Annotated in this window: 20 protein-coding genes and 1 pseudogene; 14 read left to right on the top strand and 7 right to left on the bottom strand. The window is 70.8% G+C overall.

Annotation, left to right across the window (positions count from 1 at the left end; translation table 11 throughout):
• On the top strand, positions 1–484 hold a 484-nt coding region (locus tag GWK61_RS37565; protein WP_194916465.1), incomplete at its 5' end, for a DUF2690 domain-containing protein.
• Positions 485–565: 81 nt separating this feature from the next.
• Here GWK61_RS37565 and GWK61_RS37560 read toward each other — a convergent pair.
• Both GWK61_RS37560 and GWK61_RS37555 read right to left on the bottom strand, forming a co-directional pair.
• Positions 566–1,048: an RICIN domain-containing protein gene (locus GWK61_RS37560; protein ID WP_194916464.1), complete on the bottom strand. Its 483-nt coding sequence runs from the start codon at positions 1,046–1,048 to the stop codon at positions 566–568.
• 246 nt (positions 1,049–1,294) lie between these two features.
• Positions 1,295–1,804 carry an ATP-binding protein gene (locus tag GWK61_RS37555; protein ID WP_194916463.1) on the bottom strand — a complete coding sequence of 170 codons (510 nt, stop codon included), beginning with the start codon at positions 1,802–1,804 and terminating at the stop codon, positions 1,295–1,297.
• A gap of 172 nt (positions 1,805–1,976) precedes the next feature.
• Here GWK61_RS37555 and GWK61_RS37550 point away from each other — a divergent pair, with 172 nt between their 5' ends.
• The 3 genes from GWK61_RS37550 to GWK61_RS60030 all read left to right on the top strand — a co-directional run bounded on the left by GWK61_RS37550 (position 1,977) and on the right by GWK61_RS60030 (position 5,340).
• Complete coding sequence (locus tag GWK61_RS37550) at positions 1,977–2,369, top strand: STAS domain-containing protein (RefSeq protein WP_228563583.1); 393 nt, start codon at positions 1,977–1,979, stop codon at positions 2,367–2,369.
• Positions 2,370–2,371: 2 nt separating this feature from the next.
• Positions 2,372–2,698, top strand: a complete 327-nt coding sequence (locus GWK61_RS37545) for a helix-turn-helix transcriptional regulator (protein WP_194916462.1) — start codon at positions 2,372–2,374, stop codon at positions 2,696–2,698.
• A gap of 320 nt (positions 2,699–3,018) precedes the next feature.
• A complete protein-coding gene (locus tag GWK61_RS60030) occupies positions 3,019–5,340 on the top strand; it encodes an alpha/beta hydrolase fold domain-containing protein (RefSeq protein WP_323747931.1) in 2,322 nt (773 codons plus the stop codon).
• A 35-nt stretch (positions 5,341–5,375) separates the two neighbouring features.
• Here GWK61_RS60030 and ppgK read toward each other — a convergent pair whose 3' ends face one another.
• Complete coding sequence (ppgK, locus tag GWK61_RS37535; RefSeq protein ID WP_194916461.1) at positions 5,376–6,113, bottom strand: polyphosphate--glucose phosphotransferase; 738 nt, start codon at positions 6,111–6,113, stop codon at positions 5,376–5,378.
• A gap of 186 nt (positions 6,114–6,299) precedes the next feature.
• Here ppgK and GWK61_RS37530 point away from each other — a divergent pair, with 186 nt between their 5' ends.
• On the top strand, positions 6,300–6,662 hold the full coding sequence (locus GWK61_RS37530) for a DoxX family protein (RefSeq protein WP_194916460.1): 363 nt from the start codon (positions 6,300–6,302) through the stop codon (positions 6,660–6,662).
• A 15-nt stretch (positions 6,663–6,677) separates the two neighbouring features.
• On the opposite strand, the gene GWK61_RS37525 is transcribed toward GWK61_RS37530, so the two are convergent.
• Complete coding sequence (locus GWK61_RS37525) at positions 6,678–7,715, bottom strand: polyprenyl synthetase family protein (RefSeq protein ID WP_194916459.1); 1,038 nt, start codon at positions 7,713–7,715, stop codon at positions 6,678–6,680.
• A gap of 246 nt (positions 7,716–7,961) precedes the next feature.
• On the opposite strand from GWK61_RS37525, the gene GWK61_RS60025 reads away from it, so the two are divergent.
• From GWK61_RS60025 to GWK61_RS37495, 6 genes are read left to right on the top strand one after another with little or no spacing between them, the layout of a single operon-like run.
• Positions 7,962–8,630 (top strand): methyltransferase family protein, encoded by a 669-nt coding sequence (locus GWK61_RS60025; protein ID WP_194916458.1) that lies wholly within the window; start codon positions 7,962–7,964, stop codon positions 8,628–8,630.
• Entirely contained in the window at positions 8,627–9,292 is a 666-nt protein-coding gene (locus GWK61_RS37515) for a nitroreductase family protein (protein ID WP_323747930.1), read from the top strand. Before GWK61_RS60025 ends, GWK61_RS37515 begins: the two co-directional genes overlap by 4 nt.
• On the top strand, positions 9,289–12,192 hold the full coding sequence (locus tag GWK61_RS37510) for a PEP/pyruvate-binding domain-containing protein (RefSeq protein ID WP_194916457.1): 2,904 nt from the start codon (positions 9,289–9,291) through the stop codon (positions 12,190–12,192). The genes GWK61_RS37515 and GWK61_RS37510 overlap by 4 nt, the downstream gene beginning before the upstream one ends.
• Positions 12,189–13,088 carry a UbiA family prenyltransferase gene (locus GWK61_RS37505; protein ID WP_194916456.1) on the top strand — a complete coding sequence of 300 codons (900 nt, stop codon included), beginning with the start codon at positions 12,189–12,191 and terminating at the stop codon, positions 13,086–13,088. The genes GWK61_RS37510 and GWK61_RS37505 overlap by 4 nt, the downstream gene beginning before the upstream one ends.
• Positions 13,085–14,428, top strand: coding sequence for a cytochrome P450 (locus GWK61_RS37500; RefSeq protein ID WP_194916455.1), 1,344 nt, complete (start codon positions 13,085–13,087; stop codon positions 14,426–14,428). The genes GWK61_RS37505 and GWK61_RS37500 overlap by 4 nt, the downstream gene beginning before the upstream one ends.
• A complete protein-coding gene (locus GWK61_RS37495) occupies positions 14,425–15,207 on the top strand; it encodes an AfsA-related hotdog domain-containing protein (protein ID WP_194916454.1) in 783 nt (260 codons plus the stop codon). Before GWK61_RS37500 ends, GWK61_RS37495 begins: the two co-directional genes overlap by 4 nt.
• Before the next feature lie 72 nt (positions 15,208–15,279).
• Here the strand turns inward: GWK61_RS37495 and GWK61_RS37490 are convergent, their stop codons facing one another.
• Positions 15,280–16,227, bottom strand: coding sequence for a hypothetical protein (locus GWK61_RS37490; RefSeq protein ID WP_194916453.1), 948 nt, complete (start codon positions 16,225–16,227; stop codon positions 15,280–15,282).
• A gap of 252 nt (positions 16,228–16,479) precedes the next feature.
• Between GWK61_RS37490 and GWK61_RS37485 the strand changes: the two genes are divergently transcribed.
• The 3 genes from GWK61_RS37485 to GWK61_RS37475 all read left to right on the top strand — a co-directional run bounded on the left by GWK61_RS37485 (position 16,480) and on the right by GWK61_RS37475 (position 18,694).
• A complete protein-coding gene (locus tag GWK61_RS37485; RefSeq protein WP_194916452.1) occupies positions 16,480–17,052 on the top strand; it encodes a papain-like cysteine protease family protein in 573 nt (190 codons plus the stop codon).
• Positions 17,053–17,059: 7 nt separating this feature from the next.
• On the top strand, positions 17,060–17,932 hold the full coding sequence (locus GWK61_RS37480) for a hypothetical protein (RefSeq protein ID WP_194916451.1): 873 nt from the start codon (positions 17,060–17,062) through the stop codon (positions 17,930–17,932).
• Positions 17,933–18,112: 180 nt separating this feature from the next.
• Positions 18,113–18,694, top strand: coding sequence for an alpha/beta fold hydrolase (locus GWK61_RS37475; RefSeq protein ID WP_228563581.1), 582 nt, complete (start codon positions 18,113–18,115; stop codon positions 18,692–18,694).
• Between the two features lie 182 nt (positions 18,695–18,876).
• Here GWK61_RS37475 and GWK61_RS37470 read toward each other — a convergent pair whose 3' ends face one another.
• Together GWK61_RS37470 and GWK61_RS37465 are read right to left on the bottom strand one after the other, a co-directional pair.
• Positions 18,877–20,865 (bottom strand): glycoside hydrolase family 76 protein, encoded by a 1,989-nt coding sequence (locus tag GWK61_RS37470; protein WP_323747929.1) that lies wholly within the window; start codon positions 20,863–20,865, stop codon positions 18,877–18,879.
• Between the two features lie 114 nt (positions 20,866–20,979).
• A pseudogene (locus tag GWK61_RS37465) lies at positions 20,980–21,548 on the bottom strand (hypothetical protein); the annotation flags it as partial.

The following is a 21,548-nucleotide window of genomic DNA, read 5'->3' as shown; positions in this document are numbered from 1 at the left end:
CCACAAGCCCTTCCCCCGCCCGCCGGGCTGGGTCTCCATGGTGATCGGCGTCGTCGTGGCGAGCGTCGTCTTCGGCATCGGCTCGTGGTACCGGTCCGGGTCCGTCGCGCCTGCTGCGTCCTCGGGTGTCAGCTGCGTCGGCGCGTCGTGCGACGGCCTGGACGCCGAGCCGACGTACTGCGGCGGCGACCCCACCCCGCTGGGCACCCGGCCGATGCAGGGCAAGACCGAGCTCGACCTCCGCTACAGCGTCGCGTGCCGCTCCGCGTGGGGACGCGTCTGGGCCGGCACGCTCGGCGGCCGGGTGTCGATATCGGTCGCGGGCACAGACACCCGTTCCACGGTGGTTGAGGCTACCTGGCAGACCACTGATTTCGTGGACACGTTGATGGTGCCGGCGGTCACGAGCGGGACGATGTTGCAGGTGTGCTGGGCGCCGCTGCAGGGCGCCGCGCAGTGCCGGTCGGTTGCAGTGCCTCGATAGGGCGCCCTGCAACCTCCGCAGGCATAGAACCGGCCGCAGAAGCAACATCTCTGCAGCCGGTTTCCCATATCGCACTGAGGCTTACCCGAGCGAGAACCTCTGGTAATTCCCGCCGTTGCACGGGTCTATGTAGACCGAACCAACGTTATTCCCCTCACCATCAGTGTTGCTGTCCAGACACCACGTGCCGGTTTTGAAGGTGTTGGTGCCGTCGGAGTTGATGACGACGGCGAAGTTCACCGCGTTTCCGGCGCATGACTCCGTCTTCATGAGGACGAGGTTGCTGTTGACCTGCGTTCCTGTGGTCAAGCACAGGCCGGTCTGGCCGTCCTCAAGGTAGTAGCCGTTGCCACCGTTCGTGCCGGTGAACCAGTTCTGGTAGGTGCCGCCGTTGCACGGGAGCGCATAGGCGTTGCCCGAATAATTGCTGTCCAGGCACCGGTTCGTCGCCTTGTCATGGAGTCTCACCGTGCTGCCCGCCCACGCCGAGCCGGTGAACGTCATCGTCAGCGCCGCAGCACCGACAACGACACCGGCCGTCTGAATCAACCTGGTGCGGAACATGATTACCTCCATCGCGCGGTGCCGAGGCGCGATCGGGCGCACGGACACCAGACTTGCGCCGCGACCGTGTGGCCGGGGCACGGCAAGTCTCCTGGGTGGCTGGGACGCGAACGCGGCACGTCTTCCGGATATTGACGGCTACCCGGGATGAGATGGCGCCTGACCTGGCGTTTCCCATCGGCATGTGACGAAATCGCGGGCCCTACGGTTCGAGCCATTCCGCGGTGGTCGGCGGCGGGAACAGGCTCATGACGCCGTGCCGGCGCGACGTGGCGACGTGGCGCGCCTGTCAACCGTACGGCGCTTCAGAATCTCCACCTGGACCGTCGAGCCCTCGGCGCGCCAGACGATGTCGTCCACCAGCGCGGACAGGATCGTCCATCCGAAGTCGTCGTCCTGCGGTGGGGCCGAGGTCCAGGCCTGACGGCCGAGCACGACCCGGAGCGTCGAGGCGTCGAGGACGAAGCGGCACTCCAGATCCCCGACACCCGCGCCGGCGGCGGCCGGGCGGTCCCGGGCCGTGTGCCGGACTATGTGCCGGACCGTGTGCCGGAGCAGCAGGCCGCAGGCCTCGTCGACCGCCAGCCGCAGGTCGGCGACCTCCGACAGCGTGCCGCCGAACCTGGTCGCGACGTGCGCGGCGGCCGACCGGATGACGGCCACGTAGTCGGCGTCGGCGGGCACCTGGATCAGGACCGTCTCCACCGCGTCCTCGGCTACGCGGGATGTTCGCTCGGGCTGTGCTTCAGGATCCATGGGTCTGCTCTCCGACGGTGTCTCGTTCGCAGCGGTCGTCGATCACCACCGGCGGCCACCTGCCGCTGTGTCCGTTTACGTCCGGTGTAAACCGTCGACACTCGGCGGGGCCCACCCCGGAAACAAATAACACGAGAACTATTTCATGTATCAGTTGACAGAATCGGCGGGCATGACGAAAGCTGGTGTCACCATCACCGGCGACTCGACGCCGGCGAAGCCGGAGCACCGGGAGCCGTCCATGGAGTTCTCCAGCACCGCCAGGCACGACGAGGCCCGCGTGGTGCTCACCGTCGCCGGCGACGTGGACCTCGCCGCCCACGCCCGCTTCGAGGCCGACCTCGACCAGGCCTGGGACGGCTCGACGGACCTGGTCATCGACTGCTCCCAGGTCGAGTTCCTGGACTCCATGGGACTCCGGGTGCTGGTGCACGCCAGGCAGCGCGCCGTCGACAACGGCCGCGACTTCGTCGTCGCGGACCCCTCGCAGCCGGTGCTGCGGGTCCTGGAACTCGCCGGCGTCACGGAGCTGTTCTCCGTCAAGGGGCCGGTGACGGACGCGTAGCCATGACGCGCGGCTCCGACGGCGTGTGGACGTTGTTGACCGGGCACGGCCACGTACTGGTCGCGATCGCCAAGAACCCCGACTCCAGAGTCAGTGACCTGAGTCGCGAAGCGGGCGTGACCGAGCGCACCACCCAGGGGATCATCAACGACCTGGAATCGGCCGGCTACATCAGCCGCCACCGCACAGGCCGCCGCACGACGTACACCGTCCATCCCGACCGCGGCTTCCGTCACAGCTCCCAGGCGGGGCTGGCCATCGGCCCGTTCCTGGAAGTTCTGGCACAGACACGGATCTCTCAGAGCAACCTGGGGCGATCCGACGAGTAACGGGTCGAAACCGCCGCAGCCGGTGGGCTGATCCGAGGTTGGTTGTTGGACGTCCATTGGGCCAGTTATCTAACCGCACCAGCAGCGTGTGCCGCCGAACAAGCGTCAGGCTCCGGCCCCCGTCGGGAATGGGCGACGGGTTCCGGAGCCGGACGCTGTACGAGATGCCACCTTCTCGCCGTCATACAGGCGTCGGGACGCGCTCCACCGTTACACCCTTTGCTGACCTGCGGCGGGACGCGACCGATCACCATCCGAGAGGATGGGGTCGTCCCCGAAGACGGGGTGGGAGTGGTTCTGGCTTGTGAATGGAGTGGATCGTGGTTGCGCATCCGGACGGAACGTGCCCGGTGACCGCGTTGTTGCCGCAGGGCCCGGTGAACAACGTGGATCTGGCCGTGGCGGCGGCACGAGACCAGCTCGCGGCGGAGCCGCAACGGCACAGCGAGATCAGCGCCGTCCTGATACACCTGCTGGATCACGGCACCGACCACCGTCCGAAGGTGGCGCGCGCGATCGCCACCCTGGTCCCCGAGGCGCGTCCGCAGGCGGCGGCACGAGTCCGCGGCTACCTGGCGGACCGGGCCAGCGATCCGGTTCCGGCCGGCTATCCGGACTGGTACACGCCGAACGAGCGCTACGAGAAGCTGGCGCTGGTCATCACGCTGGGGCTGCTGGATCCCGCGCAGGCCCCGGCCGCGCGCGCCGCATTCGCTGAAGCAGACACGCGGATGGTGCTCAACTTCGGCGACGGCTACGCGGCCCTCGGCCCGGACTACGCCCGCGAGGTACTCGCGCGGTTGACAGAGACCGCCGCGGGCGGGCGCGGGGAAGCGGAGCAGGCCGCGGCGACCATGGCGAAGCTTGACGCCGCGTACCACCTGGAAGCGTGTCAGGCCTTGGCGACGGTGGTGGCCGGTGGGGTGCCGGTCGGGCTGGTGGCACGGCCGTTGACGGCGCTGTCCCCCGAGGCCGTGCAGGTCGCGGTAAGCATCGCGATCGCCTCGCTGCTGCTCGACCCCGCCTCCTACCTGTCAGTGCAGTCGGGCCCTGATCTGGTCGACGTAATTCGCGCGGCCGGAGAGCAGCACGCATCCCAGATCGACGCCGCGCTTTGGACTCTGGTGCGTGACAGCGCCAATGACGTGAAGCTGCGGCTGGAGGCCGCCGCGAAGCTGCCGCCGTCCTCGCGGACGCAGGCCGAGTCCCAGATACTCGGCATACTCGACGCGCCCTCTCCCGACGAGAAGGCGAGCGCATCACCCATACGCGCAGCCGTTGCCGACGCGTGGCGGCGGATCGAACTCGCGCTCGCCACCTACGCACCCGACTCCCTCAGCGGCCTCGGTGCTCCCGCCACCCAACTGGACGTCGAAGTCGCCGAGGCGAAGCTCGGCTACCCGCTGCCGGAGGACTTCAAAGCGTCGTGCCTGATCCACGGCAGCATCGACATCCTCGGCGCCGACCAGGGCGACTGCGCGCACATCGACCTTGCACGGCTTCCCGACATGCGCGATGCCATGGACTGGGGCGACGAATGGCGTGCGTGCGTGCCGCTGCTGGCTGAACCCGACGGCTCGTACGTCGTGCTCGACCTCGATCCCGAACGCGTCCCGGGCCGGCTGCTGTACTCGGATCAAGGCGGCGAGCCGGACCCCGATGACGTGCGCGCCCCGAACTGGCTGTCCGTCCTCGAACGCTTCGCCACCCGCCTGGAAGCGGACGCCCTCGCCGACGCCGAACTGGCTGCCTTCATCGCCGCGGTCCGCCAGGACGACGGCCCGTCCGCGCGCGAACTCGGTGCTGCCGAACTGCGCCGGGGCCAGCGTCAGCGAGTCCAGGCCCAGCCGCGCGGTCCCGAGGTGGGCACGGTCACCGACCTGCCGGTCGGCCCTGACCAGGTCCCGGTCCGGGTGTACCGGCCGACCGGCGAACCACGCGCCACGGTGGTGTTCCTCCACGGCGGGATGTGGGTCATCGGCGATCTGGAGTCCCACGACCGCGCCTGCCGCCGGCTGGTCGAGGCCGTGGGCGTGACCGTCGTGGCCGTCGACTACCGCCGGGCGCCGGAGCACGTGTGGCCGGCCGCCGTGGACGACGCCGTCCAGGTCCTGCGCTGGGCCTACGACGACGGGGGCGCGACCACCGGAACCGCCGCCGGCCCGCTGGTGGTCATGGGCGACAGCGCCGGGGGAAACCTCGCCACGCTGGCCTGCCTCCGCCTGCGCGACGAAGGCCGCCCGCTCCCCGCGCTCCAGGTGCTGCTGTATCCGAACACTGACTTGACGCTGTCCCAGCCCAGCGTGAAGACCAAGGCCACCGGCTGGGGCCTGGACGCGGACGCCGTCGCCTGGGGCGCCGAGCTGTGGGTGCCGGACCCCGGCCGCCGCGCGGACCCCACGGTCAGCCCGCTGTTCGCCGACCTCCACGGCCTGCCGCCGGCCGTCGTCGTCACCGCGGAACACGACCCGCTGCGCGACGAGGGCGACGCCTACGCCGCAAGGCTTACGGCGGCAGGCGTACCGGTGCGCCATCGGTGCGAAGCCGGGCAGGTCCACGGATTCCTGACCCTGGACCTCGTCTCCCCCGCCGCCGCGTCAGCCGGCAGCCGGGTGTTCGCCGACCTCGCCGACCTGTTGTGACGGTGTAGGCGGTCGAGACGGCGTAGACGGGGAACCTACGCCTTGGACGCCGTCATCGCGGCCCCGACGATCCCCGCGTTGTTCCGAAGCGTGGCCGGGACGATCTCAGCCCGGATCCCCTCGACGAGCGGGAGGAACTTGTCGGCCTCGCGGCTGACGCCGCCGCCGATGATGAACAGGTCCGGCGAGAAGAGCATCTCGACGTGCGCCAGGTACTTCTGGACGCGGCGGGCCCAGTGCGCCCAGCTCAGATCCTCGTCCTCCTTGGCCTTGGACGAGGCGTGCGTCTCCGCGTCGCGGCCGTGCAGTTCCAGGTGCCCGAGCTCGGTGTTCCGGACGAGGTGGCCGTCGGTGAAGACCGCGCTGCCGATCCCGGTCCCGAAGGTCAGCAGGATGACCGTGCCGTCGCGGCCGCGCCCGGCCCCGAACCTCATCTCGGCCAGGCCCGCCGCGTCGGCGTCGTTGAGCACCGTCACCGGCAGGCCCAGCCGGGCGCCCAGCAGCGCGTGGGTGTCCAGGCCGATCCATTTCTCGTCCATGTTGGCGGCCGTGCGGGTGACCCCCGCGGTGACGACGCCCGGGAACGTCATGCCGACCGGTCCGGTCCACCCGAAGTGGCCGACCACCTCGGCAACGGCGTCCGCGACGGCGTCGGGGGCGGACGGATGCGGCGTCAAGACCTTGTAACGCTCGGCCGCGAGCTCACCACTGTCCACGTCCACGGGAGCGCCCTTGATCCCGGAACCGCCGATGTCCACGCCGAAAGTCTGCACGGACACGACGATAAGGCCCGACGGCGACGGCCGCAGCCGGACCCACCCCGGCGAGGCGAGTGTCACAAAACCGCGGGCTGTCTCGACTCAGGTCTTGAAGACACCAGCCGGATCAAGACACCAGCTCGATCAAGACATCGGCTGGATCAAGACACCAGCTTGATCGAGACATCGAGGGAGAGACCCGTGAACGTGGCACTGTGGATCGCCGCCGTCCTGCTGGCGGCGGTCGCGCTGACCGGCGGCGTGCTGAAGTCGTTCGTGCCCAAGGCCAGGCTGGCCGCACAGCACGGCGGGGAGTGGACCGAGGGCGTCAGCGTCGGCTTCATCAAGGGCATCGGGGTCCTGGAGATCCTGGCCGCGGTCGGCCTGATCGCGCCGCGGGCGGTCGGCATCGCGCCGGCGATGGTGCCGGTCACCGCGTTGTGCTGGGTGCTGCTGATGATCGGCGCGATGATCACGCACGGCCGGCTCGGGCAGAACAAGCTGGTGCTGGTGAACCTGGTCTACCTCGCGCTCGCGGTGTTCGTCGCGCTGGGCCGGGTCTGAACTGGTGTTTCCCTGTCAGCCCGGAAGCCCCAGCAAGAACTCCGGGTACAGGTTCACCGTCTGCTCGATCAGCCCGTGCAGCCCGTGCAGCCCGTCCGTGTACTCGGCGAACTCGGTCACCCCGCCGATCTCGTCGACCGTCGCGTGGAGCCCGTCGATCAGCGGCCTGACGATCCCCGCGAAGGCCCGCAGCCACCCGGGCTCGGTCAGCCGCGCCGCGAACGCGTCCCGGGCCTCGGCCGAGTCCGCGCACCCGACGAGCAGCTTCTCCGCCGCCCCGCGCTCCGCCTCCGACAGCGACTCCAGATACCGCACCACCATGTACGTGGCAGTGCCGTTGCGCAGGTCCTCGTACCGGCGCGACGCGATGTCCCGCTGGTCGTTGACCACCTGCCGAAGGACTCCGAACCGCTCCCCGAAGTCGCGCAGGACGTCCACCTGCGCCGGATCGCATCCGGCCAGCACCGCCCCCATCGCCGCGGCCATGGCGTAGGGCGCGCCGGTCTTGCCGCGGTAGCCGGCCATCACCTCCTCGGCCGTGGCCGTCGCAGCGGTCAAGGTGAGGTCTGCCAGTTGCCCGGATATCGCCCGGTGCCAGCACCGCGACAGTTCCTGGCGCAGCGCCAGTGCCCGCGCCGGTTCGTCGCGGCACGCGTCGTCCAAGACCGTGGCGGACAGGTGGCAGGCGATCCCGACCACCGCGAGCAACTGCCGGTCGGCGTCGGAGGCGGCGATGGCCCCCGGCGCGGCGTCGGACAGGTCGTCGAGGTAGCGCGCCGACACCCACCACAGGACGTGCGCCATCGCTGCCGGCTCGGCGGCCGCCGGCTCGCCGGAGTACAGCCCGTGCACCAGGAACGGCAGCGCGACGATACCGTCCACCGCCGGTCCCGAGCCGCGTCCGGCGATCCGATCGAGAAAGCCGATCAATGCCTCCCCCATCGCGCGGTCGGCCGTGTCGCCGGGGCCGGTTGACACGGCCAGCCCCTCCCCCAACTCCCGCAGCCGCCGCAGCACGCCGGCCGAATCCCAGGTGAACGCACCTGCCGTCATGTGGTCCTCCCCCGCCCGGGCCGGCGTGGAACCGGCCGCCCCGCCATGCTCGATGACAGGTTCCGTGAAATTTTCATCACTCCATCGACAATCAGTTCGCTGAGACGCTAGCGTACTGAAATACGTCAAGCCAGTGGCCTTATTCACACTCGTTGATATAAAGCCCTGGCCTGGATAGGGCCATGTCGCGACCCGGGGGGGTCTTGGCTCGGCGCGTCCACGCGCCACAAGGGGAAGGTGACGCCGGTGGCCGACGTCGATCAGCGGGTCGGTCAGCGGTTCGACTGGCGGCGCGCGATCACGCCCGCGCTGTTCGGGATCGGCCTGGTGGTGAACGCCGCCGGGTTCGCGATCGTCCTGCACCGCCACGACGAGCCCGGCCGCGCCTTCGCGCTGGTGTTCATCGGCGCCAATCTGCTGTGGCTGCTGGCCGAAGCCCCGGTCAGCCTGGGCAAGCCCGGCTCGCCGCCGCGCGAGGTGTCCACGCTGATCGCCTACGGTCTCACCCGGTTCGCCACGGTCGCCGCGGCGCTGTTCATCGTGCCGCTGGGCACCGAGTCGCCGGTCCGCGAGGCGGTCGCGGCGGCGGTGTTCGCCGGCGGCGTCACGCTGCGCCTGGTGGCCATCAGGACCCTGGGACGCTTCTACTCCCACCACGTGATCCGCCACGACGAGCACGCGATCGTCTCCTCCGGCCCCTACCGGCTGATCCGGCACCCGGCCTACGCCGGCATGCTCCTCGGGCACGTCGGCCTGATCGTGTTCTTCTTCAACTGGCCGGCGCTGGTGCTGCTGGCCGGGCTGGCCGGCGTGCTGTCCTGGCGGATCCGGGTCGAGGAGCGCACCCTGCTGGTACTCCCCGCCTACAGCGCCTACGCGGCGCAGCACGCGCGCCTGCTGCCGGGGGTCTGGTGAGCCCGCCGACCGGAGTGCCCGGGCTGGACGCGGACGTCTGCGACACGCTCCTGAGCACCACACGCTCGGTCCGCCGAGCCCTGGACCTGGAACGTCCCGTCCCGCGAGAAGTCGTCGAGGACTGCATCCGCCTGGCGCTGCAAGCACCCAACGGCGCCAACCGGCAGGACTGGCGCTGGATCCTCATCTGCGATCCGAAGCGCCGCGAGCAGGTCGCCGAGATCTACCGGAAGGCCTTCCACGGAAGGTACGGCGACACGGGTGCGGAGAACAGCGTCCTGCGTGACGCCGGTGAGCTGGCCGACCGCTTGCACCGCGTCCCGGTGCTGGTCCTCCCGTGTCTCCAGACCGGCAAGCCGCTCCCGGCGGGCAATCAGGCCGGGGTGTGGACCTCGCTGCTCCCGGCCGCGTGGAGCTACGCGCTCGCGGCGCGCAGCCGAGGCCTGGGGACCACGCTCACCACGGTCCACCTCGGCCTGGAGGCCGAGATGGCCGAGCTGCTGGGCCTGCCGGAGTACGTCCACCAAGGGCCGCTCATCCCGACCGCCTACACCCTCAGGACGACATTCGGGCCCGGTCGGCGGCGCCCGCTGAAGGAGGTTCTGCACGTGGACGGCTGGCAGCCTGAGCCCGTGACGACGGCCGGGGAGCCGGACCGGTGACGGCGCCCGCCGAAACCCGGCTCCCTGCCAGACCGCAGGACCCGGACACCGGCGCGGACAACCTCACCGACACTGGCACTAACACCGGCACAAGCACCGGCACGGCTCCGGCCCTGCTCCACGGCGAAGCCCTCCTCGATCCGGCCGCCGCCGGCCACAAGTTCTCCCGCCTCGCCGAGCTGCGCGCCGCAGGATTCGCGGTCCCCGACCTGTTCGGCATCCCGGCGGCCGCCTTCGATCGGGCGCTCGCGCCGGTGCTGGCCGACCTGGACGCTCCGCCGGCCGCCGCGGTACCCGAAGCCGTGCGGCGCTGGAGCGAGAAGGCGCGCGCCGCGGTGCTTTCCCTCCAGGTGGACGAGGAGCTCGCCGACGCCGTTCTCACCGCGTTCGACGAGGTCATCGGGGCCGACGGGCTCGCCGCCGTCCGCGCGTGCGTCGTGCCCGGGCCGGGCCAGCACGGCGAGGACAGCTCGGCCGATCCGTTCGCGGGGCTGAGCGACAGCTTCCTGTACGTCCCGCGCGCCGGCCTGCTCCGGCGGATCGTCGAATGCTGGGCATCCGCCTACAACGCCGAAGGGGTCCTGTACCGGCTGCGGCGCGGCGCCGATCCCGGTGCTGTGCGCGTCGCGGTCGGCGTGCAGCGGATGGTGCTCGGCGCCAGCTCGTTCGTGGCGTTCACGCGTGATCCGCGCGACGGCGCCGACCGCGTGGTCGTGGCTGCGGCATACGGCATCGGCGAGGGCGTCGTCCAGGAGCGTGCCGACGTCGACCACTACTTCACCGAGCGGGCCACCGGCGCTGTGCGCACGGAGATCGCCGTCAAGCGCCGCATGGTCGGGGCGCCCGAACCTGGGGGCCCGGCCGAGCCTTCCGAAGCTGAGGTTCCGGCGGAGTTGGCCGAGCAGCCGGTCCTGTCCGACGGCGCCTTGGCGCGGGTCGTGGAGACGGCCTACCGGATCGAGGAGCATTTCGGCCGTCCGCAGGACATCGAAGGCGCGTTCGCCGCCGACGGCGAGCTGTGGATCGTGCAGTCCCGGCCGCTGGCGGACCTTCCCGAGCAGGTGGTGTGGAGCAACCACAACATCACCGAGAGCTATCCGGGAGTCTCCTGCGCGCTGACGTACTCGCTCGCTCGCGACTTCTACAAGACCATCTTCACCGACCTGTACCGCCGCATGGGCATCCCCGAGGCGCGGCTGCGGGAGAACGCGCACCATCTGGAGCGCATGGTCGGCCTGCGCGAGGGCCGGGTCTACTACCGGCTCGACGCCTGGTACGCGTTGCACGGCATGATGTCCGAGTTCGAATTCATCCGGGACTGGTGGGAGCACTCGATGGGGCTGCGGCCCCAGCCGGGGATGGACCTGTCTCCCGGCTGGCGCGGCCGGGCTCTGCGCACGGCGCCGGGGACGCTGGGCCGCAGCGCGGGCCACTTCCGCCGGGTGCGTGGATTCCTCGCGTGGTGGGACCGGACCGCCGCCGAAGCCGGTGACCTGGAATCCCTCGATGCCGAGGCGCTGATCGCGTTCTATCGCGGTCTGTGGGCGGAGGTCGGCGCGCAATGGGGGGTCACGCTGACCAACACGGTCCTAGGCATCTTCCCCGCCGCGGGTTACGAGGGCTCGCTGCGCCGCTGGACCGGCTCCCAGCATCGGGCGCTGTTCGGCGCGCTGCTGGCCGGCGGACCGGAGAACCGCACGTTGGCCGGGCTCCGCGGCGCTCTGGAGCTGTCCGACCTGATATGTGCGCGACCCGAGGTCCGGGACCGGATCCTGAACGCCGCGAACGCTGTGGAGGATGCCGCGCTGTGGCAGGAGATCGTCGACGGCGGGTACGGGCCCGAGATCGCGGACGCGGCGCGGCGCCAGTTGCGCTTGTACGGGGACCGGGCCGTCGGCGATCTGAAGCTCGAACAGCTCACGCCGCGCCAACGGCCGGCCATGGTGCTCGACATGCTGCGCCCGCACCTGCGGCAGATCACAGACACGGGTGCGGACACAGGTACGAGTACGAGTACGGGCCCAGGCACAGCGGCAGGCGTAGGCACAGGCGCCGAGGCCAGCCGCGCGGACGAGCGGAAGGTCCGCGCGGACGGCGAACGCCAGCTGCGTGAGCAGTGTCGCAATCCGCTGCGACGCGTGATCATCCGGGCCTTCGCCTCCCGGATGCGGGCCCATCTCAAGGCGCGCGAGGACACTCGGTTCTGCCGTACCGAGTTGTTCGGCCTGTCGCGGCGGGTGCTGCTGCGCCTGGGCGTCCTGCTGGCCGGGGCCGGTCGGCTCGACGATCCGCGCGACGTGCTGGACCTGACCGTGGAGGAGGTCCTCGGCGCGTTCGACGGGACCTTGCCGGGCAGCGATCTGCGCGTGCTCGCGGCCCTGCGCCGTGCCGACCGGGAGCGCTGGGAGGCGCTGCCGGCGCCGCCGCCGCGGCTGGTGAGCCTGGCGGGGCGGCCGCTGGACCAGGCGCGGCCGGCGACCGCGGCGACCGCTGACGGTGCAGACGGCGATGCCTCCGACGACGAGAACGTGTTGCGCGGCCTGGCCTCCAGCGCCGGCGTGGTGCGGGCGCGGGCACGCGTGGTGCTGGATCCGGACGTGCCGGCCGACACCTGCCGCGACGCGATCCTGATAGCGCGGGAGACCGATCCCGGCTGGCTGTTCCTGATGACCGCGGCGCGCGGGCTGGTGGTCGAGCGCGGGACGCTGCTGTCGCACACCGCCGTCACCGGCCGGCTCCTCGGGGTGCCGACCGTGGTCGCGGTCGACGGGGCCACCACCCGGATCCCGGACGGTGCCCTGATCGAGCTCGACGGCGCGGCGGGCACGGTGCGGATCCTGGCGGAGGAGGCGGTCGGCGACGGCGGTGCGCCGATCCCGGCCGAGGAGGCGGAGCCTTGATAGTCCGGCTGCGCCGCTACGTCCGGGGCAGCTTCCCTCCGGCGGTCTACCTGCCCTACGCCCTGGCCTGGGCGCTCGGCGGAACGGCCATGTTCGCCCTCGGACAGCACGGCGCCAGCACGTGGCGGCCGGGCTGGGCCACGCTGGCCACGGTGGCGTCGTTCACCGCACTGCTCCTGGTGGTGCGCGCCGTTGATGACCTGCGCGACCTCGACTACGACCGGGTGCACAACCCGCGGCGGCCGCTGGCCTCCGGCGCGGTCACCATCCGCGACGTCGGCGTGCTCATCGCGGCCGGGGTCGTCGTCGTCCTGCTGCTCAACGCCCCGCGCGGCCTGGCCTTGGCCGGTGCCGTCGCAGCACTTCTCTACCTGGCATTGCTACTGTCCGCCGACCGGCTGGCGCACTGGCCGTCCGGCGACGCGCTCATCATCAGTGCCCTGATCAGCCTGCCGGTGCAGCTACTCCTTGGCGGCTACCTCTACGCCGCCCTGCTGCACGACACCGGCCGGTCCGCCGGAGCCTCCGCGCTCCTGCCGCTGGCCACCATGCTCGCGGTCTTCACGCACCTCGAACTCGCGCGCAAGACCACCCGCGTGCCCAAGGCCGGCGAACGCAGCTACGTCACCGTGTTCGGCGTCGAGGCGACGGCGCGCGCCGCGCTCGCCGCCGCTGCGGTGGCGACGGTTCTCGCGCTGGTGCTAGTCCGGCCCTGGAGTTCGGGCGCCGAGGCCGGGTGGCTCGTCCTGCTGCCGGCCGTGCTGCCGGTGCGGGGCGCGCTGCGGTTCTGGCGCGGCGGTGCCGAGCGCTGGCCCGCGGCCGATGCAGGGTTCTACATCCTCGCGGCGTTCACCGCCTTCTTCGTCGTCGATCTTTTGGAGAGGCACGCACCATGACCGACGAGCCCGATAATCCCGACAAGCCCGAGCCTGACAAGCGCTCTGAGCGCGACAAACCGCCGGCCTTCCCGTTCCCCCATCCGCCGAGCCCACAACCGCCCGCGCGGTTCGCCGAGCTGACCGCCGAGCCGGGGCTGCCCCGGGTGGTCCTGTCCAACGGCGCGTCGGCCCTGCTGGTCAGCCGCTACGCCGACGTGCGCGCCGTGCTGTCCGACGACCGGTTCAGCCGAGCCTCGTTCACCGGCAAGCCGATGTTCGCGCGCTCCAACGCCTCGTTGGCGCTGGCGACCAGCGACCCGCCGGTGCACAGCCGTCGGCGGCAGGCCGTGGCCAGTGAGTTCACGGCGCGGCGCGCCCGCGAGACGGCGCCGTGGCTGCGCGACCTCGCGGCGTCCAGTGCCCGGCGGCTGCGCAGCCTCCCGCAGCCTGCGGACCTGGTCGAGGAGTTCACCGTCCCGTTCGCCCTGCGCACCGGCACCGAACAGCTCGGCCTGCCGTACGACGAGGCGGTCAAGCTGCGTCCGGCCATGGCCGTGATGATGTCGTTCGGCAGCCACACGCCCGAGGAGGTGGCTACGGCGCACGCCGAGGTACACGGGTATTTCAGGGACCTGGTCGCCCAGCGCCTCGCCGACGCCGCCGGCCGCCCGAACGACGACCTGCTCACCCGACTGCTCCACGGCAAGGGGGCCGACCGCCTCAGCCACGAGGAGGTCGCGGTCTTCGGGGCCGGGCTGCTGATGGCGGGTTTCGACACCACCTCGCGGCAGCTCGCGATGGCGGTGCAGATGGTGCTGCGCGACCCGGCGCTGACCGCGCGCCTGCGGCAGGAGCCCGGGGCGTTGACGCCGGCGCTGGAGGAGATCCTGCGCTGGACCTCGCTGATCGCGACCGGCGGCGCGGCCCATGTGGCGCTGGAGGACGTCCGGCTCGGGGACGTCCTGGTGCCGGCCGGGGAGGTGGTGGTGCCGCTGACCGCCGCCGCGAATCAGGACGCGTCGATCTTCGCCGAGCCGGACCGCTTCGACCCCGGGCGCGAGGACAACCCGCACATCGCCTTCGGCCACGGCCGCCACTACTGCCTCGGCGCGTCGTTGGCCCGGCTGCAACTGGAGGTCGGGATGGCCGCCTTGCTGGCGGAGTTCCCGACCCTGCAACTGGCCGTCCACGAGGACCAGATCCGCTGGACCGCGGGCCAGTTCATCCGCGGACCGCTGGCACTGCCGGTGCGGTGGGACGGCGCGGGGTGGCCCGGGGTGGCTTCCTCGACCGGGGAAACCACCGTGGGGGCGTCCGGATGCCCGTGGTCCCCAGACACAGGAAGCGAGGAACCATGAATCCTCCGTCCGCCGCAGCGCCGATCGTCCTGGTCGGCGACCGCTTCGACCACTTCAGCGGCGCCGGCCTGGGAGTCGGCGTCACCGGCTTCGCCGAGGCCGTGGGCCGCGGTGACTACGACGACCTCGCCGGGCCGGTCCAGGTCCACCTGGGACAGGGCCTAGACGAGGCCGCGGTCGCCGAGGCCGGCGAGGCCGTCGAACGCCGAGGCCTGGCGAGGCAGCTGCTGCTCGACCCCCGTGACCTGCCGACCCCGGTCGAGACGCGTGCGGTGCACAAGCACGACGCCCGCAACGTGCTCCTCGCGGACTTCGAGCACTGCGGCCCGTACACCTTCGAGGCCTCCTTGCGCCTCCACAACGACAACGAACTGCTCCAGGACCACCAGGCCGGCGCACACCTGCAGGGCATGGTCCTGGTCGAAGCCGCACGCCAGATGTTCCTGGCAGTCTGCGAACTCGCCTACCTGCGCCCGTGGCCGGACCGGAGGTTCTCGTTCCTGCTGACGCAGGTCGACACCAAGTTCGAGCGGCTGGTGTTCCCACTGCCGATGCAGATGCGGCTGACCGCCCACCGCGCGGACACCGAGAACGTGAACCGGATGCAGTTCGACACCGAGACGCGGTTCGTCCAGGGCGGGCGCGAGGCGGCCACGACCAGGGTGGCTGCCATGGTCCGGCCGCTGGATCGGACCACACCGGTCGAGCTTCGCACCGCGGCGACGGCCATCGCCGCCCTGGAGAAGGCTAAGAAGGCTCGGCCGCTGGCTGGACGGTGAGGGCTCGGGTGCTGGCCGGACGGTGAGGCACGGGTGCCGGCGTCGGTCACCGCCGACGCCGTCCCTCCAGCCTCAGATCCACTCCCACCGCGCGCCGAGTATCCCGGGCCGTATATCAGGCACCACCATGTGAATGGCGCGATGGCTGTCCACGGTGAGCTCGGCGCTCTCCTCGATCGGCCCCTCGGTGCGGCGCGCCGCGAACCGCTGACAGCGCACCGGGAGCGCGTCCGGATGGAAGCGGACGTAGAGCACGAACATCCCGCCGGCGAAGCGATACCCGTTGAAGTGCTGGCAGCATTCGATGTCGCTGTGGGGGCGGATCGTGTAGGTGAGCACCTGCGTCTCCCCCGCCCTGAGCGAGCGGTCGAACAACAGCTCGGTGAGCACTGAGCGAGTCTGCGCGTGCCGCCGGACGCGGCCGATCCGGCAGCCGTCCCCGACGACGATCTCGATGGCATCGGCCACCGTTCCCGGATCCCCGCTGTAGATCATGAGCGCCCGGTCAACGCCTTCATAGTGCGCGCGGAGCACCCAGATCACGTCCACCTCGACCAGTTCGCGCCGGGCCCCGACGGTGACCGAGTTGTACTCCGCGACGATGTCCAGCTTCCCGGCGGCCGGGCTGTCCAGGTCGGCGATCTGCCGGCCGAGGTCGCCGGGGACCCGGACGATGTCGGCGAACGGGTTCGGCCACTGGCTGGTGCGCACGGCGAAGCCGCGCGGTTTCGGCGGCCCGAGCAGGACCGTCAGCGAGTGCGGCGGCAGGCCGAGGATCCCCTCCAGCGCGGCCACCGCGCGCAGCGACTCGGGGCGTTCGGGGCGCCGGATGCCGCGCTGCCAGTAGCTCAGCGTGGTCACGCCGACGTTCAGGCCGTTGTCGACGAGCCGGTTGCGGAGCCGTTCCAGGCTGAGGCCGCGGGCGGCTATCGCCGTGCGCAGCGCGACGTCGAACGGGCCCGTGTTCAACGCGGCCGCCACCGCGGCGTCCGCGACACCAGTCCTGTCGGGTGGTGCCATCACACCTCCGATTCGCGACCGGTGTGAATATACCGGCCTACCCGTGCTCCTTCCATGCACGCGCCTTGATCAATCGCGCATTGGCGCACGTCGGACGGGAGGCGGCGGTCGCGGCGGCGGGCGGTTCGTTCACAGGCGTTCCCGTTATGTGAACGGCGGCGTCGCAGGGTCCTGTTCGGGCCGCTCGCGCGTCCCTATCTTCCCCACCAGCACATCCATCGCCACATTCACCGCCACCGCAAGGAGACTGGAATGGGAGCAAGAACTCCGCTGCGCGCACCGACCCGGCGCGGCACCTTCGTCGCGGCCTGCACCGCGGTACTGGCCTTCGCGTTCGCCACCACGGCGTCGGCCGCCGAACTCGGCATCAACATGCAGGTCCAGGAGCAGGACGAATGGTGCTGGGCCGCCTCGGGCGACACCATCGCCACGTTCCTGGGCCACGGCACGGACCAGAACTCCTTCTGCGACCTCGCCATCGGCCAGGACACCTCGCAGCAGTGCCCGAACCAGCCGGGGCAGCTCGCCTGGGACCAGACCGCGTTCCAGTCCCTGGGCATATCGCCGGGTGTGGAGAGCGGCGCGGTCGGCTTCGACCAGATCGCCTCGGACATCAACGCGGGCCACCCGCTGGAGACCGGCATCTCCTGGACCGCCGGCGGCGGCCACGCCGAGGTCATCTACGGCTACGACTCGGGCAGCCAGACCATCAGCTTCGGCGACCCCTGGCCGGACGACCAGCGGATGAACCAGATGGACTACAGCAGCTACGTCAGCAACGACCAGTTCACCTGGGACGACACCCTCTCCCAGATCGGAGCGTGAGACGACCATGCGTGCCTTCACAGTGTTCTCCCTCCGCACCCTGCTCGGCGCCTCGGCCGTGGCCGGAGCGCTCGTCGTCGCCGTCGCGCCGCTGAGCTCGGCGGCCACCGCCACCCCGGCCGTCCCCGGCGTGTCCAGCACCGACGTCTCCGCCGCGAGTCAGGCGGCGGGGTCCCCCGCGGTGCTCCAGCGACTCGGCGGCTTCTTCGCCCAGCTCGGCCCGGCCGGCGCCCCGCTGGCGGTCCACGCCGCCGCCCCGGCGGCCGACGCCGCTGCGGCCCAGGCGCCGCACCTGATCGGCGCCACGGTGCCGGTGTACTACCTCAACCCGGCGTTCGTGACGGCGAAGTACGGCACGGCCGCGGTCGCCAAGCAGGAGTTCATGGCCACCGCGGCGGTCTCGGCGTCCGGGCAGCGCGCCTCGGTCTGGACCACTCACAGCGCGACGCACCCGAACGCCTGGACCGAGTTCAACATCGCCTCCGGCAGCACCGAGACCGACATGGCGGCGGCCGCCGCCAAGCTGGGCCCCGGCGCGATCGCCTTCTACGAACCGCAGATCCACGCCTGGTACGCACTGCTGAAGGACCACGTGACCCCGCTCAACAACGACGCGGTCCGCTCGGTGGGCTCCAGCGGCATCTCGCTGCTGGGCTACCAGCGCCTCGTGCACGGCCGCTACGCCGACAAGGTCCCCGGCACCGCGTACGCGGACCAGCACCTGCTCGGCGGCTTCAGCCGCGGCCCGGCGAAGCCTTCGGGCGGCGGCGGCAGCACCGAGATCGCGGTCGGTGCGGCCAGTGCGGCGGCGTTGGCCGGGCTCTACGGCATCGGATTCGCTGTCCGCCGGCGGCGGGGCACCACCTTCGACGCCGACTGAGAACGTTGTTAGGGGACGGCCGCGCGGGGAACCGCGCGGCCGTCTCGACTGTCTCGGCCATCCCCGTAGCCGCCGAGCACCATCCGCAGCCGTCAACCTCGCTCCGCCGCTACGACGACTCACCGAGGCCGCGCGCGAGCCAGCCGGGCGTGTCGAAGCGGATGGCGGGGACGCCGACGAGTGTCGCCAGCCGGCCAGGACATCGCCGGGCCGACCGTGTTCCGGCTCGCGACCACGCACGCCCCCGACGTCCTCAGCCTCACCGCGATCGAGACCGGCCTGCCGGGCTTCGGGATGGAGGCACTGGCCGACGTCACGCACGGCGGCGTCTGGTACATCGGAGTGCTCACCGCGCCCGGCATCCCCGAAATGCTCCTCATCGGCCGCGAGCGCGAATTCATGGCGCAGTTCCTGTTCCCGGCGCTGACCGCGGTCCCGGGAGCGATCACCGACGCCGACCTCGACGAGTTCGTCCGCACGTACGCACGGCCCGACGGCTGGCGCGGAGCGATCGGCCTGCACCGGTCGATGCTCACTGAGGGTGCTGACATCAAGGCCCTGGCTCAGGCACCCGGACTGAACGTGCCCGTGCTCGCGGTCGGGGCCGGCGGGGGCTCCTTCACGCTGGCCACCCTGGCTCAGGCCGCATCGGCCCAGGTCAGCTCGGTCTCGCTGGACGGTGTCGGCCACTACGCCGCGATGGAGGCTCCTGAAGAGCTGGCCAAGGCCATTGTCGAGTTCGCTGCGAGCATCGATCGATAGCAAGACCGCGCAGCGGTCTGAGTCACTGCGCACACGTCGTGCGGGCGGCTGTCTGCCGCGTTTAGTGGGCACCTAAGGTCAAGAGCAGGCGCCGAAATACTCGGCGACAAGCTCGGATCGGGTCATGCCGTGGTCTCGCCGGAACCGGCGGGTACCGGTTCCGGCGAGACCTGGTGTTCTGTCTAGTCGGCGGCTGGGCTGGTGCCGGCGGCAAGGCCGACCGGGGTGGACCCGGTGTAGCTCCCGGCGCCGACGCCGTAGCGCCAGAGAGTGTTGCTGCCCGACGCGGAGAACACAGTCTGGAAACCGCCCCCGGGCAAGGCCGTAATAGCCGGGCTCGTTCCCGCGGCAACACTGACCGACGTACTGCCATCGGTGACGCCGGGGCCGTTGCCATAGAAGTAGAGCTGGTTCGTTCCTCCTGCGTTGAAGGCGACCTGGATGCTGCCGTTGGCGAGAGTGGCGATGGCAGGGCTCGTACTCGCGGCGAGACCGACCGGGGTGGACCCGGTGTAGCTTCCAGTGCCTACGCCGTAGCGCCACAGGGTGTTGCTGCCCGCAGCAGAGAACACCGTCTGGAAACCGCCCCCGGGCAAGGCCGTAATAGCCGGGCTGGTCCCCGACGCAACGCCGACCGACGTACCACCATCAGTGGTACCTGGGCCGTCGCCATAGAGATACAGCTGGTTCGTGCCGCCCGCGTTGAAAGTGACCTGGATGCTGCCGTTGGCGAGAGTGGCGATAGCCGGGCTGGTACCCGCGGCGAGACCGACCGGCGTGGACCCGGTGTAACTCCCGGCACCAACGCCATAGCGCCACAAGGTGTTGCTACCCGCGGCAGAGAACACCGTCTGGAAACCGCCCCCAGGCAAGGCCGCAATAGCCGGGCTGGTCCCCGACGCAACACCGACCGCGGTAGCGCCGGTCACGCTTCCCGCCCCCGCGCCATAGAGATAGAGCTGGTTGGTGCCGGCGGCGTTGACAGCGACTTCGATACCGCCGCCGGCCAGCTCGGCGATGGCGGGGCTGGTCCCCGGCGCGATGCTCACGCCGGTGCCGCCGTTGATGGCGCCGCCGCCGTTGCCGTACAGGAAGAGCTGGTTGCCGGTGCCAGCGCTGAAGGCGACCTCATACCGATTACGTGCGTTCACGACCAGCGCTGCCGCAGCGCTGGACTCGGTCCCCGTGGACACGCTCTGGACCGGACCGGCCCAGCTCAGGCCGAACTGCCCAGCGCTGTTCGTATCGTGCGCGACGATGGCATTCGCCTGCGTCTGCAGGAAGCCGTCGTAGGCGGTGGTCCCGGCCGCGGTGGCGAGCGTACGCAGGCCCCTGACATAGATGCCCTTGAACGAGGGCCCGTCGGCCCCGCAGTTCGGCTCGCAGGGCTCGACGACGACCCCGTTGTGCGAGAAGTACGCCGTGGAGGCGTTGGCGAGACTCTCGGCGGTGCTCAGCAGGCTGTTGTCCCCGGTGGCCCGAGCGAGTTCGGACAAGCCGGCGAGCACAACGCCCTGGTTGTAGGTCCACACGGTCTGCCCGTTGTTCTGGCAGCTGCCGCTCAGCCCGTCGTTGACCAGGCGCGAGCCGTTGATCATCCCGCTGCCGTCGAACCAGTTCCACTCCGCGTTCGCCCACCCCAGATAGGTGGTGTCGCCGGGGACCCGGTTGTGGAGCGCGGCGGTGAGGTCCAGGAAAAGCTCGTTCGGGATGGCGTTCTTGTACGTCTTCGCGGTGCTCCACCACACCCCGCCGCCGCAGGTGGAGTCCCAGTAGCCGTGGATGTACGCGGCGTCGGTCTCGGCCATGTGCAGGTAGTCGACGTCGCCGGTGATGTCGTAGGCCTGCACCCAGGCCAGCGCCCACCACCCGGTGTCGTCCAGGTAGGAGTTCTCGAAGTTCGAGCCCTTGTTCGCGTTGAACGCCCCGGAGATCGCGTAGCTGTAGGACGTGTCGTTGGTGGTCTGCTGGTACGTCATCACCGTGCTCAGCGCGACCGCCGAGGTCCACCAGCCGTCACCGATGAGACCGGTGCCGGAGTCATAGCTGTCCATCAGCACCTTGACGCCGGCGGCCGCTGCCGTCTGCGGAGCGGCGGCCTGCGCCGGGCCGGCGGTCAGACCGGCGCCGAGCGCGGCGCCGAGGGTGACCGAGGCCAGAGCCGCGATCACCCTCCCAATTCTTTTTCCAAGCATCTACGGCTCCTGATTTCATCGGCGTGGGGTGGTGGCCTGGGGCGATGAACGCCTCAGGCCACCACGTGGTCAGCGGGTGATCGCCGTTGTTCAGTCGACGCTGGGGCTGGTGCCTGCGGCGACCCCGTCGGGGGTACTGCCTGTGTAAGAACCGGCGCCCAGGCCGTAGCGCCACAGCGTGTTGCTGCCACCGGAGGCGGTGAACACCGTCTGGAACCCGCCGCCAGGAAGGGCGGTGATCGCCGGGCTGGTGCCCGTGGCGACACCGGCCGGGGTCGCGCCGTCAGTGGTACCGGGGCCGTCACCATAGAGGTACAGCTTGTTGGTGCTGGCAGCGTTGAACGCCACCTGGATCGAGCCGTTGGAAAGCGTCGTCACTGCCGGACTGGTACCCGCAGCGACACCGACAGGCGTAGATCCGGTGTAGGAACCAGCACCCGAACCGTAACGCCACAACGTGTTGCTGCCACCGGAGGCGGTGAACACCGTCTGGAACCCACCACCGGGAAGGGCGGTGATCGCCGGACTGGTCCCCGTGGCGACACCGGCCGGGGTCGCGCCGTCAGTGGTACCGGGGCCGTCACCATAGAGGTACAGCTTGTTGGTGCTGGCAGCGTTGAACGCCACCTGGATCGAGCCGTTGGAAAGCGTCGTCACTG

It is taken from the genome of Catenulispora rubra (assembly GCF_015356825.1).
Classification (GTDB): domain Bacteria; phylum Actinomycetota; class Actinomycetes; order Streptomycetales; family Catenulisporaceae; genus Catenulispora; species Catenulispora rubra.
Note: the sequence above shows the minus strand (reverse complement) of the source record. Positions and strands in the feature narration are given on the sequence as shown.